Source organism: Nitrogeniibacter aestuarii (assembly GCF_017309585.1).
Classification (GTDB): domain Bacteria; phylum Pseudomonadota; class Gammaproteobacteria; order Burkholderiales; family Rhodocyclaceae; genus Nitrogeniibacter; species Nitrogeniibacter aestuarii.
On the sequence record NZ_CP071321.1, the window covers coordinates 1,983,470 to 1,997,281 of the forward strand.

Below are 13,812 nucleotides of genomic sequence, written 5' to 3' on the forward strand. Positions count from 1 at the left end.
TTGAAACCTTTCGACCGCGGCAGGTATGGTGGACCGCTCCCATGAGCACTGCGACTTTCTCCGAATGCCCGATCTCTGCCCCGATTCGACCCGCCGGACCCGACCTTCAATCGACAATGCAGCCTTCCTGCCGCGCCTGAGTACGGTCGAGCGGTTGCTCGTGATTCAGGATCTGGACGGGGTGTGCATGGACCTCGTGCACGATCCGCTCACACGAGAGATCGAACTGTCCTATCTGCACGCCGCGCGCCAGCTTGATGGCGAATTCTTTGTGCTGACCAATGGTGAGCACATTGGCAGCCGGGGGGTTAACCGTCTGGTGGAGGCTGCCTGTGGCGGGCTTGATGCGGCGGAAGAGGGCCTCTACCTGCCGGGCCTCGCGGCCGGTGGCGTCCAGTACCAGGATTGTCGAGGGCAGGTCGATCATCCGGGTGTGAGTGAGGCGGAGCTGGCGTTTCTGGCACAGGTGCCCGCCATGGCGAGCGACTGGTTGAGTTCGGTGCTCCAGGCCCCACCGTTCGATCTATCCGAATCCGACCGTCGCGATCTGGTCGCGCGGTGCGTGCTCGACAACCCGGTCTCGCCGACACTCAATCTCAACACCGCGTTTCAAGCGTTGAACCACCAGCCGGGGGCCTACGAGTTCTTGCAGCATCAGGCCGCGAAGTGGTGCGAGGGTCTGTTGGCCACGGCCGAGGCTGCCGGACTGGGCGATGCCTTTTTCGTCCACTACGCGCCCAACCTCGGGCGGGATGCTCACGGGGAGCGACTCAAACCTGCGCTCGACGGGCAGGCTGGGACGACCGACTTCCAGTTCATGCTGCGTGGTGGTGTCAAGGAGGTGGGCGTCCTGGTGTTGCTCAATCGTTATTACCAGCGCCTCACTGGCGAGTTTCCGCTGGGCGAGGGTTTCAACGCCCGAAACGCACCCCAGGGGCACGAAGCGCTTGTGTCGCTTGCCCGCGAGGCTTTTGATCCGGCCCTGATGCCGTGCATTCTCGGCGTGGGCGATACGCTCACCTCCGCGCCCGATCCGGACGATGCGGCGCGGCGGGTAAGGGGGGGCAGTGATCGTGGCTTCCTGACCCTGGTGCAGGCGCTGGGCGATGCGTTTGGCAGCGGCAATGTGGTGGCCTTTGTCGATAGCAGCGCTGGCGAGATTCGACGACCGGGGGTTCGGCTCGAATACCTTGCAGACGCCCCCGGTCGTGCGCTTGAGGGTATTTCGGATGCTGCCGATCCACTGGCCATCGATCTCATATTTGCCGAAGGGCATCGACAGTACCTGCGCTTTTTCGGCGAACTTGCGCGCCTGAGAAACGTGTCGCGGCGTGAGATGTGAATCAACCTGACGTTAATTTCGTCAAAAACACCTGAAATTGTCGCGATGATGCACCGATTCGGTGCAGTTTGAAAATTAATTCCCGCAACGTCGCGGAATTGTCGCAAGCCGGTGTTAGCATGCTTGCCTCAACGAAGTCCTCCCGCGAATCACGCAGCGACAATCACCTGCGATCACGGGATGCCTGGCGGCCATCGCGGTCCTGCTGCCAGCGAATCACCCGGCCGGCTCCGCGCCCGGCCCACTCGGATGGAACCCCTCATGCAACAACTCACGCCCCAAGGCCAAGCGATCGTCAATGATCTGGCCGCCCGCCACGGGTTCAGCACCGACGCCGTCACCCACATGATGTTCGCGGTGCTCAACGGCAACGGCAGTCAGGCCCAGTTCAGCCATGGCGAATTCGGTGGCTCAGGCCAGTGGATGCTCGGTGGCATGATCATGCTCGGCGACATGTTCAACAACTACCTCAAGGGACGGGTCGACAGTCTGTGCTCCGAGATCAGCAACATTCTGGCCAATCAGCCGGGCTTGCTGCGCTCCGGTAGCTTTCAGTCGCAGAGCCAGAGCGGCGGCGGCTATCAGCACCAGGCCAATGGCGCGGGCATGGGCGCATCCAGCCTGTTCGTGCCGGACCCGGAAGACAACTGGTGGCCGCAGGACCTGGGCAGCCCGAATGCCACCGGCGCGCAGAACAATGTGCGCTACGCCTACTTCGCCAACGCGCGTCGACTGGCCGTCAAGACCGGTGGCGAAGTGTGGGTGTATGACACGCTCGACCACAACATCGGTGGCTTCTCGCAACAGCAGGGCTACGGTAGCGACATCGTGTTCGGTAGCCAGTACGGTACGGTCATTCTGTCGTCACTGCCTTTGGTGTCGCGAAACGGGCTGCACGTCAATCAGCCCGTGAGCCCGCCACCGAGCGCGGCCCCGGCGCCGGCCGCTGCCCCCATGCCTGCGGCGGGCGGCAATAGCGACGACATCTTTGCCACCATCGAACGTCTGGCCGACCTTCAGAGCAAGGGCGTCATCAGCGCCGAGGAATTCGCCACCAAGAAAAGCGAATTGCTTTCGCGTCTGTAATCGCCGACGCCGGATCGGTCGAACGGCGCCGTTGCTTTCGGGCAGCGGTGCCGTTTTTCATTTCGGGCGGGTTTGGCCGCGTCAGCGACGCTGTTCGAGCAGCTTGACGACCCGCAGCCGGGTGGCATCGTCTGGATGCACTTCCATTGCCTGACGGGCATAGTCGATCGGCAGGCGCCCGGTCAGATCCCTGAGCATCGGGTTCGCGCCGTGGCGCAGCAGTCGTGATAGCTGATCTGCGTCGGGGCTGACGACCGCAATATGGACGGCGGTCATGCCATTGACCTGCAGATCCCGCGCGTCGATATCCACCCCCTGGGCGAGCAGTTCGTTCAATACCGCCTGCGCCTCTCCGGCGTCACGCATGATGCTGGCCCACTGGGCGCCAGCCTGCCTGTTCAATGCCACCCGCTCGTCGTCCGAGAGCGAACTGCCAAAGAAGGAACGCTCGCACGCCCACCGCACCGGTACCGGCCCGTTATCCATGCAGGCCAGCAGGTGCGGAATGCCTTGTGAGCGAATCGAGCCGGCCACGACGAAGCTGACCGCAATGGCAACGAGAGCAAGGGCCATGACAAGGTATATCGCGCGTTTCATTCAGAGGATGGGCTTGAACAGACAGTGGCCGAGCATACCGGAGTTCGGTTCCTGCAGCCGCCGGGTGGTGCGTTCACGGCCCATTGTCCCGATGGCTTTCGTCCTGTCGCGATCCAGCCCGGCCGCATCCGTCTGCTCCGGTCAGTTAAATATGTCACTCGGATGCAATGGGGAAGGGTGGTTACAATCGTCCGGATTGAATCGATTTGTAACGAAGTCTTGCCCATGCGTCATGGTGCCGGCTCGCAGGTTCAGGCGTTCCGATGCGCCTGACGTGCGTGACCGGCCCGGGCGGATACGGAGAAAGCCGTCTTGTATTGCGCCCAATGTGAATCCGAACGCCCGCCCGAAGAGTACATCTGCAAGGCCTGCGGCGCCTTGCTCACCCACGCCCCCCACGACCCGGACGAACCGGTTGAAACGGCTCACGAGCCTGCGCCGTCGGGCAACCCGATCGTCAGGCACTGGAAGGGCGATTACTCACTGGGCGTGTCCTACTGGGTTTTCGGCGTTCTTTTGACGCTGGTGATCGGCGCAATTTCAAGCTCGATGAAATCGAGCGACAACGTCTCGGTGATGACACCGATGGCCGCCGGCTACTACATCGCCTTCGCGTATCTGTTCGTGCTGACGATCACGGTCTGGCAACTCGTGGGCATCTTCCGGTCGGCGAGAAAGCACACCTCGCGTGGCGGGTCCCGGGGGTGGGCCGTCATTGCAATGATCATGGTCGGCTTTGGCGTGCTGAAGGTCGGCGTCGATATGTCGAGATCCGGCATTCCGATTCTGCGCATGGCCTCCCGCATGATCACCAATGAGGACACCATGCCGGCCTATCAACTGCGCCGGTTCAATCAGGACACCGAACTCGAACTGACAGGCGGCATGCCGTTCGGCACGGCGGCGGCCGTGCGCCGTGAGCTTGAGGCATATCCGGGGATTCGCGTCGTCCACATGAACAGCCTCGGCGGGCGCATCGGCGAGGCGCTGCAGCTCATCCGGCTGTTCGAGCAGCACAAGGTGACCACGTACACCTCGTCCGTCTGCGTCAGCGCATGTGCGATCGCGTTTCTCGGAGGGGAAGAGCGTTACATCAGCGAAGATGCGAAGCTCGGCTTTCACTCCAGTTCCCTGGGCGATATCAAGGCCGATGCCGACGAACTCAATGCGCCGGTGCTCAAAGCCATGGAGGCGCGAAAGATTCCGCGCTACTTCGCCAAACAGTCGGTGGAAACCCCGCCCGACGACATGTGGTTTCCCTCCCATGACGAACTCAAGCGCGCGCGTGTGGTGCATGCGGTGGTCGATCGCAACCGGTTCGGCATTTCCGGTGTGGCGAGCTGGCAGGATGTCGATCGCCTGGAGGCCGACCTGCTCAAACTGCCTGCAATGGCCGCCATGAAGCGGTTCGATCCGGACAATTTCGCCGCCTTGCGCGACCAGATCTCGAAAGGTCTGGAAGCCGGCTTGCCATTGCTGGAAATCACCCATCGCACACGGATCTACTTCTCCGACGTGATGGTGCCGGCCTATGTACGTACCGCGCCCGACGGACCCCTTGTGCGTTACTGGCAGGTACAGCTCGACGAGATGAATTTCCTGTTCAAGCGCGACCCCCAGTTGTGCTTCAACTTCCTGATGCCGCAGATGGCGAGCGAACCCGTGGATGTGGATCGCATCATGCCGATGGCACTCAAGCAGGCCGATCTCGACGCGCTCGCTCAACTGATCGAAGGTGCTGCCACCCATCCGATGGGCTTCGACTACACGCCTGAGGTCCAGGCGGATCTGGAGGCTGTTTTCGAGCGCTTGAGCGCACGCGACCCGCACAGCGTGGAAGTGATCCAGCAACTGGGGAACGGAGAGATCGCAGCGCCAGCGCCTTACTGCAAGGCCATCATCGGGTTGTATAGCGAAATATTGAGCATTCCCGACCCGGCACGACGCGGTGCTCTGCTCCGGTACATGATGGACAGTTGAGGGCCGCGCGCGCTCGCGAACGGGCAGCGAAGATCGCTTGTTCTCGGGCGTGGTTCGTCGGGCCTTCGACTCGCAGGGCGCAGTGGGGTCAAGAAGGCGTTGCCAGCCCCCCACGAGGCTGCGGCCGACCGGTGAGGCGTGCATCCGGGCGCTGGCCAGCAAAGAAAATCGGCCCCGCAGGGCCTAATGCCGTTCAGTTACGGCACGGTTCCTCCCCCTTCAAGGGGGACGTCAGGAGGGGGATGGGGTTTGAGCAGCCCTGTTTCACCCCATCCCCACCGCAACCCTCCCCTTGAAGGGGAGGGAGCGACCCGTCCATGAGGCTCGGATTCGCTTGACTGAACGGTTTTGCCCCGCAGGGCCGATTTTCACGGGCAAGCGTCGTGCGTCAGTGCCTCAATGCCCCAGCGCGACAAACGCCTCCATCACCAGGCTCGGGTTCTTGCTGAGTTTGTCCTTCCATTCGCCCAGCTTGCGGCGCGTCTGGATCAGCCCGCGGATGGCGCCGACATGGTTCGGCTTGCCGATGGTGATGGCGCCGATCATGCGGTCATCGTTGAAACACAGGCGGGTGTAGAGGTTGCGCTCTTCGTCCACCGTTTCGACCATCTCGCCGCCCTCGACCCCTTGCCAGATACCGAAGGTGTGGGAGATGAGCCCGGCCGTGTCGAGCACGTTCATCGACAGGCTGCCGCGGTAGGGCAGCTTGCGGCCGGCCATGTTCATGGCGGCTACGCGACCGTGTTCGGTCGAGGTCGGCTGCAGCGCGTGCACCACCCAGCCCCCGGTGGAGAAGTCGCGCCCCTGGGCCACGTCGCCTGCGGCGTAGATGTGCGGAACGCTGGTCTGCATGTATTCGTCGACCACGATGCCCTGGTCGATATTGGCGCCGGTGCCTTCCAGGAAGCTCACATTGGGCTTCACGCCCGTGGCCAGAATGATCAGGTCGGATTCAATGGTCTGGTTGTCCATGACCAGTTTGGGGCCCGGCTCGATGCGCTCGGTCTTGCCCTTGGTGATGACATTCACGCCCTTGCTCTCGAGCCAGCGCTGGATCATGGCGCTGCCGGTGGGGGTCATCATGGTGCGCAGGATCTGGCCCGCGCGACCGGCGATCACCGTCAGATCGACACCCCGCTGCAGGAACGACTTCATGCACACGCCGGCGACGAAGCCGGCGCCGATGATGGTGACCCGCGTGCCGGGCGCGAGCTTGGCGGCGATGGTGCGCGCGTCGTCCAGCGTCCAGCAGGTGACCACGCCGGGCAGGTCGGTCCCCGGCAGCGGCGGCAGGGAAGGGGACGAGCCCGTGGCGACCAGCAGGCGGTCGTAGTCGAGCACCGTACCGTCATCCAGATCCACCGTGCCGCCATCGGGGCCGGCATGCACCTGCAGCGCCTTGTTGTTCAGGTACTTGACGCGCAATTCGTCGAAATGACCGGCCGTCTTGCGCTGGTGGGCACCGCTTTCCTGGATGTCGCCGTTGAGAATGTACGGAATGGCCATGCGGGCATAAGGCTCGCCCGGCTCGCCGCTCACCAGGGTGATCTCCCCGGTCGGGTCCTGCTGGCGCAAGGTCTCTGCAGCGCGAACGCCCGCAGGGCCCGCGCCGATCAGCACGTATTTCATGTGTCGTCTCTCCCTTTGTCAGAAGAAACAGGCCGGATGTCGACCTGTCACTTCCCCCTCCTCAAAGCCCCCGGGCGAGTGATTGTTGTCTTGGCACACCGTGCCTGAAGCCGGGGTTCGCTGTTGCTGGCGAAAATTGTAGTGCACGAAGCCTGCCCGCGAAAAGCACCATCGTCGTGCTTAGTCATCGCCTGTCAGGTGCGCAGCATTTTGCGGCCTAGAGCATGTCAAGGGGGCTGGCCGCGTGCGGTGGCGCAAACAGGGCATCGAGGGCAGCCAGCGTGTCGGCATCCAGCGCGGTGCGGGTGGCGGCGAAGTTGTCGTCCACATGGGCGGGTGTTCCGGCTTTCGGGATGGCAATGATGCTCTCCTGATGCAGTAGCGAGGCCAGGGCGAGCCGGGCCGGCGTCATGCCCAGCGAGCCGGCCAGATCACACAGGCCGGGGTGATCGAGCATGCGGCCTTGCTCGATGGGGGAGTAGGCCATCACCGGCATGTTCCGCTGCCGGCACCAAGGCAGCAGATCCCACTCGATGCCGCGCCGCCCAAGGTTGTAGAGCACCTGGTTGGTGGCGCAGCGAAGGCCACCGGGGGCGCCGAGCAGGGCGCGCATGTCGTGTACGTCGAAATTGCTCACGCCCCAGCGCTTGATCTTGCCCTGGGCCTGCAGCTTGTCGAAGGCGGCCACGGTTTCATCCAGCGGCACGCGCCCGGGCCAGTGCAGCAGGTAAAGATCCAGGCACTCCACCCCGAGCCGGCGCAGACTGGCCTCGCACGATTCGGGCATGGCGGTGGCGCTGGCGTTGTAGGGATAGACCTTGCTCACCAGAAAGAGCCCGTCGCGCCGACCGCGAATCGCTTCGCCCACCAGGGCTTCCGATGCGCCGTCGCCATACATTTCGGCGGTGTCGATGAGCGTCATGCCCAGATCGATGCCGCGTTGAAGCGCCGCGATCTCGCTGGCGCGCTTGTGGGGGTGCTCGCCCATCATCCACGTGCCCATGCCAAGGGCGGGGACGCGGGCGCCGTCGGGAAATTCGATACTGCGCATGTCCGACATGGCTCCTGATCAAGCACGCCCGCTGTTGGCGGTTGCTTCGCTGCGCGAATGCGGCGGCGTGGTGTCGGGCGTGCGGTGACTCCGATGCCTGAGGATACGCCGCCAACGCCCGATCGGGGCGGTCAGATCCGGAAACGACTGGTCGTGCCCGCCAGCTCCGTGGCCAGGTCGCGCAATTGACTTGCGTTGTCGGCCAGCGCTTGAATCGCCGTGCTGTTCTGCTCGACCTCTCTCGCAATCCGGTCCACGGCACCCACGATCTCGTCGCCGGTGTTTTTCTGCCGGTTGACCGCATCGGTGATGGCGTCCATGCCCTCTGCGGTGGCACCCACCGCGTGGCCGGCCACCGACAAGGCTTCACTCACATCGCTCATGCGCTCCTGGGTGGTCCGGATCGCGCTGATGCCGTTGGCCGTGACGGACTTGGCGCTTTCCGAGCGCTCGGTAAGGGTACGGGTGACCTGATCGATTTCGTTGGCGGCCTGGGCCGACTTCTCGGCCAGCTTGCGCACTTCGTCGGCCACCACGGCAAAGCCACGCCCCTGTTCGCCGGCACGCGCCGCTTCAATGGCCGCATTGAGTGCCAGCAGGTTCGTTTGCTCGGCAATTTCGCGTACGTGGCCGGTCATCTTCGTGATGTTGCCCGCGCTTTCCACGAACGCAGACGTCGCTTCGCTGATCTGCTCGATGGCCTCGCGAACGGCATTCATCTGATTGCCCACCGCATTGACGGCCTCCTGACCCCGACGGGTCTCGGAGAGACTGTTGGAGGACTGAACCTGAACGTCGGCCGCATGGTCGGCAACCTCGGCATTGCCGGTCGACAAGAGCTCGGCGGCGTTGGCCACCTCACGTGCAGACGCGCTCTGACGGCGCGACGATTCGCCCACGCATGCCGACATGGTGGCCATGTTTTCGGTCGCCTGGGAGACGCGGGTGGCGCCGCGTTGCAGTTGGTCGATCAGCTCGCGCAGCGACGAGGACAAGGCGTTGAACGCATTGGCAATCTGCCCCATCTCGTCGTTGTTGTGATCGTCGATGCGCACGGTGAGATCGCCGCTGGCCATCAAGCGGCCACTCTCGGAAATGCGCTGGATCGATCGCCGCAGCGAGCGGCCGATCGCCCACATGACGAGGAGGGTGAGCACGATCGCGCCGACGGCCAGGCCGACATTGAGCACAAGATCGGTACGCGCGGTTGCCCGGTGTGCGTCGAGCACGAGTTGAAGTTCTTTCGCCAGCTCCGTGGCCAGCACCACTGCCTGATGCAATGTCGAATTCGCGCTCTCGCCGATCTCGCCTGCGCCCACCATGTTCGAGTTCCCCTCGATCACGCGCCCGCGAATGCGCTCGGTGGTTTCGGCGAACCCCTCATACAGTGCAGAAAACACCGGTGCCAGGCGTTCTGCTCGCGCCGGGGCGCTACTTTCAAGGAGGTGTTCGATCTCGGTCAGGGACTTGATCTGGGCGGACGACAGCTCCATGGCACCACCCAACTGAGCGAGCTTGTCCGGATCGTCTGAAAAATTCTCGGCCATCGAGTAGCCAAGGTCCCGCATGCGGCTGGTGTACTCGATCAGTGGCGGGATGATCCGGATGCTTGCATCGGCCAGCGCGCGCGTTTCGGTGTCGGTCGTGTTGCCCAGATCGGTCAGTTGGGCGGCGCTGAACCAGTGCTGCATGACGCTGTCGAGCCAGGCATTCTGTTGCGCGGGCGTCGAGCCCCCGCCAAATGCACCCGGCGGTTCGCTCACCGCGGGCCATTGCTCGGCCAGCTCATCGAGTGATGGCGACACCGCTGCCAGGGTCGCGTGCTCGGAGCTCATGGCCCGGGCATGTTCAAGTGCCGCGACAACCTTGTCGCGTGCCACCACGGTGGCTTCTTCGGCGTCGTCGTCGCCAAAGCTCACACCGCTGCGCAACGCACGAAAACGCTGCGCCGGGACAATGATGTCGAGCAGGGCCGATGAATACGCGGCGCCTGTCGTCTGTCGGTCAAGTCTTTCGACTTCCTTGATTCTCTCGCTCGCCAACTGCGCAAGCATCATCCCCATGCCGCCGAGCGCGACAATGCACACCACGATCATTTTCTGACCGATGGTGAGCCGGATTCCGGTATGGCCCATCTGTTCTCTCCAGAGTGCTCTTGGTCTAATTCCAAAGCGAGCAACTCTCCCTCGCGCGGCTGCCGCGGCTGCACCTGCATTGGATGCATTGTTCTGACTCTGATGTCGGCAGAAAACGCCCCGGCTTGAGGGTGCAGCGCGCCAGGCGTGCTTTCCGTCAGGCAAAAAAAGAGCCGCAGATGCGGCTCTTGAAAAGAAGAGATGAGAGTGAATCCGTGCCGCGTTCAGCGGTCGTCGGCATCCCGATTGACGGAGGCTTCGATACCGCCCTCGATCGCCGTGGCAAAACCGGAGGCCACGTAGGCACGCTGGCTGGGCGCAAAGCGCGGTGCCAGCAGACCGTCGTTGATCTCGCGGGTCACGGCAAAGCGGTTGAAGTCGTTGGCCGACAGGTACAGATCGCGCCCGGTCAGCACCTCGGTGCCGTTCGGGATCTCCCGCAGGATGCTTGCTTCGCCAAACGAGATGGCGCCGTCGCCATTGGCGTCGAACTTGGCCACCTGATGCTGGTAGGCCATGTACAGACGGGTCGGCAGGCCGACACCCGGTGCGAACGATTCGGTGCGCACGAACACGTCGAGCAGAATCTCGTTGGCCACGTTACTCGGGATGAAGCGGTTGCGGCTCTCGGCCTGGGTGAAGTTCACCTCGTCTTCGGTGCGGTCCGGGTCACGCGGGTCGAGCGGATTGTCGCCCAGCGCGGCTCGGCGCAGTTCGTCGATGATGCGCACCGGGATGTCATCAGAGAGCAGCGCATCGGCAGAGGGCGGCACGATGGACGGCGTTTCCACCGCCGGGCGTCCGTCCAGACCGCCGGTGAATGGCAGCTCATAGAGCGGGAAGGTCCAGTTGGTGCCCGGGTTCAGTTCCCAGTAGGCGTGCACGTCGCTCTGCTGCAGCGAGTTGAAGGCACCGATACTTACCGGGAAGCCCACCGTATTGCCCAGATCGCCATTGGCGAAGTTGTCTTCGGCAGAGGGGAAGCGCACCGCCTGACCGTCGAGCGTGAAGATGTCGCCAGGCTTGTTGGCGCCCTCGGCGGAGCGGGCGCGCAGTGCATCGTAGTCGGCCCGGGTCATGGTGCCCCAGGGATTGACGCCCTGAGCGTCCAGCTCGGCGATTACGGTCGGCACGGTCAGGTCGCGAATCAGCCAGCCTTCGTACCAGCCAGCTTCATTGTTGATCACGAACAGGCCGGAGATGTCGGTGAAGATGTCCACGAAGGCAGCCGGGTCGGCGGCGGTTTGCGGGTCGCCGGGCAGGCCTTCCTTCGGCTCGAACACCATGCGCACCGCGCCCACCGTGGGCAGCCCGCCGTTCGCCGTGTTTGCGCCGGTCTGGATGGCCTGGTCGTTGATGCCGGCAATCGGGCCGGTGAACGGGTTGGCTTCGAACTCGGTCGTGTCGAGCAGGTAGTAGCGGAACAGCAGGCTCGGCTCGTCGGCCTCGGCAAACACCGTCAGCGGCGATTGAGAGTGCGGGCGCTTTTCCAGTTCAACAATGCGGTCGCACAGATCGAGCGGCAGGGGCGCAACGTCACCGCGCCGGCGCAGCTGGCGAACGCTGCGCGTGTCGCCGGCCTGGGGGCGGGCGCACTCATGCGCACCGCGGCCCTTGCGGTTCTTGAACGCCGTCTTGATCTGCTCAAGATGCGACTTGTGGAACTTGGGCGATGACTCCGGCGCGGCGCTGGCCACGTTGGTCAGGGCGATGGTGCCAACCGCGGCCATCGACAGGGCGAGGCCAAGCGCCTTGGGGCGCAGTTTCGTGTGTTGAGTCTTCATGGGTTTCTACCTTTGCAGTTGCGTCAGAAAATTCGCCGTGCCAGCCACGTCGTCATGGCCAGCCACGCGTACTCGAATCGAGTAGCGGTTTTGTGCAGTTGCAATAAGGCAGGTTCCTGCACCCGGGGCAGAACCGGAGCATCGGCAAATGATTCGGGCGTATCGGTCAGAATTCGGGCTCAAATCAAGCCGCGAGCACAGCCCGGCGCCGCTCGGGTCTCGCCGGCAGGCAGCCGCCAGACGGCCCGGCACGCCCAGGCGACCCCGCCCGGGCAAATCAACGACCCGTGTCAGTCAGGCCGAATGGCTGGATGGAAAGGAGGCCGATTGATCGGCGCATGTCTGCTGCAGGAGGCGGGCCGTCCGGGCGGATCGAGATTGCAGCGACTCCGCGCTACAGGTTGCGCGCCGGAAAGCCCGGTCCACCGGCCTGTCACGCCATCCCATTGGAATTTTTGCTTGCCAGAAAGCCCGTGCTTCCTTAGCGTAGGGGGACGTCGTGCTTCGTGGGTGCGGCGTACAGGCCCATTGCACCATGGAGGGCGCTTTTCAGTGGCAAAACCTCGACTTCTTTTCAGTATTGTCCTCGCCATTGCGGCGAGCACGGCCGTGGCGGGCAAGCGTGTTCCCTTGCCCGGTATTGATAACGCGCTGGCCGATTGCCTCAGCATCGAACCCAAGCGCATGCGGCTCGAACGCGGCCAGGCGGTCCTCGATGCCGACGTCACCCTCGCGCGATCCATCGGCGAATGCGGCTGCACATCGGCTATGGCCGCCTATCACGCCATCGCCACGCGGGGTGAGCGCAAACAACGGCTTCCACGCGGGGAAGTGGCGCTCAAGACCGGTGGCCTCAAATCCCTCGTGCTGGGGGATGGGCGCAGCGTCATCAACGCCACAGGGGTGGTGGTGGCACTGAGCTGTTCAGGCGCGTAGTCACCTTTGGCGATTGCGTTTGCGCGCCGTCGCGCGTGTGCGGGCGACGCCAGCCGCTGGCCGGGCGTATCGATGCGCCCGAAAAGGCCTTTGAGCGAAGCCTCATTCGCCATCAACCGCGCTGACGCGGGGCTCGATGCCGGCATGCAAGCGCTGACTCCCGCTGATGCCGCAGACCCCGTTCTATCCCCGGACCCGCCCCTCAGCCACCTGCGTTCGGGCGATTTCCCATACGGAAGGCGCCGGGCGAAACGCCATAGGCCGCCCGAAACACACGGCTGAAATGCGCCATGTTGTTGAAGCCGCATCCCATGGCAATCGTCGTCACCGAGTCGTGGGCGCGCAGGCAGCTCGCCAGTTGGCGACGGCTTGCCTCAAGGCGTTGGCGGGTGAGATGGCGCATCGTCGAGGTGCCCTCCGCGGCGAACAACTCGTTGATGTAGCGCGCAGAGAGCCCCACGCCGTGGGCGATCGCGGCGGCATCGAGCTGCGGGTCGGCAAAGTGGCAGGCAATGAACTGCTTGACCCGCGCCAGCGCGAGGCCACGATGCCTGGAAAGGTTTTCGGGTTGCGGGTTGGCGTCATTGATTGCAAGCGCGAACAGGTCCAGCGCTTGTTCCGACAAGTCGAGGAACTGAGCCTGGCCCAATTCGCCCAGGTGCTGCGCGGTCGAGCGGATCAGCGTCGAGGCCACCGCGGCGATGCCGTGCCCGCCACCGATGGGCGTCGCGGTCAGATCACCGGGGTTTCGAACCCGCTGCCGCAGCAGCGCGCGGGGAATCGAGATCAGGATCTTCGAGAAGCACGACGGAATCTCGATGCGATGGGGCTGGGTGGCATCGTAGAAACTCATCTCCCCGGGCTTCAGAAACACCTCGCGCCCGCCCTGCGCCAGGCGGTAACGGCCTGCGGTCAGCACCACGGCGAAATAGCAGTCTTGCGCGGCTTCCGACGGCTCTTGTGGCAAGCGCTCAAGAACGATCGGGTTGGAGCGGATCGGCGACAGCCGCATGCCGTGACGGCCCGGGTAGATCCACATGTCGTTGTACAGCCGGCGGTCCTTCGGCGGCGTAATCTCGACGTTGGCGTACTCGCGCCCGATGACCTCCTTGAGCCATTCCAGACGGTGGGGGGCGCTTTGCTGCGCGGTGCAGAAGCGCTGGCCACCGAGCCGCGCCAGGCTGTCTTGTCGCCACTCGTCCATGTCTTGCGAAGCCGACCGGTTCATCGCACGCACACCGTCCAGGTCAAGAAAATCCACCGTTTGAGAAT

10 protein-coding genes are annotated in these 13,812 nt (G+C 63.9%); 4 read left to right on the forward strand and 6 right to left on the reverse strand.

The genetic code is table 11. The features are described 5' to 3' along the window. Positions 1 to 64: 64 nt before the first annotated feature. Entirely contained in the window at positions 65 to 1,342 is a 1,278-nt protein-coding gene (gene stpA / locus J0W34_RS09175; RefSeq protein ID WP_230971458.1) for a glucosylglycerol 3-phosphatase, read from the forward strand. Between the two features lie 261 nt (positions 1,343 to 1,603). Continuing rightward, on the forward strand, positions 1,604 to 2,428 hold the full coding sequence (locus J0W34_RS09180; protein ID WP_230971459.1) for an SHOCT domain-containing protein: 825 nt from the start codon (positions 1,604 to 1,606) through the stop codon (positions 2,426 to 2,428). Between the two features lie 81 nt (positions 2,429 to 2,509). On the opposite strand, the gene J0W34_RS09185 is transcribed toward J0W34_RS09180, so the two are convergent. Next, a complete protein-coding gene (locus J0W34_RS09185; protein ID WP_227814820.1) occupies positions 2,510 to 3,001 on the reverse strand; it encodes an ankyrin repeat domain-containing protein in 492 nt (163 codons plus the stop codon). A 336-nt stretch (positions 3,002 to 3,337) separates the two neighbouring features. Here J0W34_RS09185 and J0W34_RS09190 point away from each other — a divergent pair, with 336 nt between their 5' ends. Next, the gene (locus J0W34_RS09190; protein ID WP_230971460.1) at positions 3,338 to 5,005 is read left to right on the forward strand and encodes a COG3904 family protein; all 1,668 of its coding nucleotides are present in this window, start codon (positions 3,338 to 3,340) and stop codon (positions 5,003 to 5,005) included. Positions 5,006 to 5,401: 396 nt separating this feature from the next. Here J0W34_RS09190 and J0W34_RS09195 read toward each other — a convergent pair whose 3' ends face one another. The 4 genes from J0W34_RS09195 to J0W34_RS09210 all read right to left on the reverse strand — a co-directional run bounded on the left by J0W34_RS09195 (position 5,402) and on the right by J0W34_RS09210 (position 11,604). After that, complete coding sequence (locus J0W34_RS09195; protein WP_230971461.1) at positions 5,402 to 6,634, reverse strand: NAD(P)/FAD-dependent oxidoreductase; 1,233 nt, start codon at positions 6,632 to 6,634, stop codon at positions 5,402 to 5,404. Positions 6,635 to 6,851: 217 nt separating this feature from the next. After that, on the reverse strand, positions 6,852 to 7,685 hold the full coding sequence (locus J0W34_RS09200) for an aldo/keto reductase (RefSeq protein ID WP_227814817.1): 834 nt from the start codon (positions 7,683 to 7,685) through the stop codon (positions 6,852 to 6,854). 131 nt (positions 7,686 to 7,816) lie between these two features. Continuing rightward, positions 7,817 to 9,820, reverse strand: a complete 2,004-nt coding sequence (locus tag J0W34_RS09205; protein ID WP_230971462.1) for a methyl-accepting chemotaxis protein — start codon at positions 9,818 to 9,820, stop codon at positions 7,817 to 7,819. Positions 9,821 to 10,044: 224 nt separating this feature from the next. Then, positions 10,045 to 11,604, reverse strand: a complete 1,560-nt coding sequence (locus J0W34_RS09210) for a hypothetical protein (RefSeq protein WP_230971463.1) — start codon at positions 11,602 to 11,604, stop codon at positions 10,045 to 10,047. Positions 11,605 to 12,156: 552 nt separating this feature from the next. Here J0W34_RS09210 and J0W34_RS09215 point away from each other — a divergent pair. Continuing rightward, positions 12,157 to 12,540: a DUF2195 family protein gene (locus tag J0W34_RS09215; RefSeq protein ID WP_230971464.1), complete on the forward strand. Its 384-nt coding sequence runs from the start codon at positions 12,157 to 12,159 to the stop codon at positions 12,538 to 12,540. Between the two features lie 202 nt (positions 12,541 to 12,742). Here J0W34_RS09215 and J0W34_RS09220 read toward each other — a convergent pair whose 3' ends face one another. Continuing rightward, a complete protein-coding gene (locus J0W34_RS09220) occupies positions 12,743 to 13,768 on the reverse strand; it encodes a helix-turn-helix domain-containing protein (RefSeq protein ID WP_230971658.1) in 1,026 nt (341 codons plus the stop codon). Between the last annotated feature and the right edge of the window lie 44 nt (positions 13,769 to 13,812).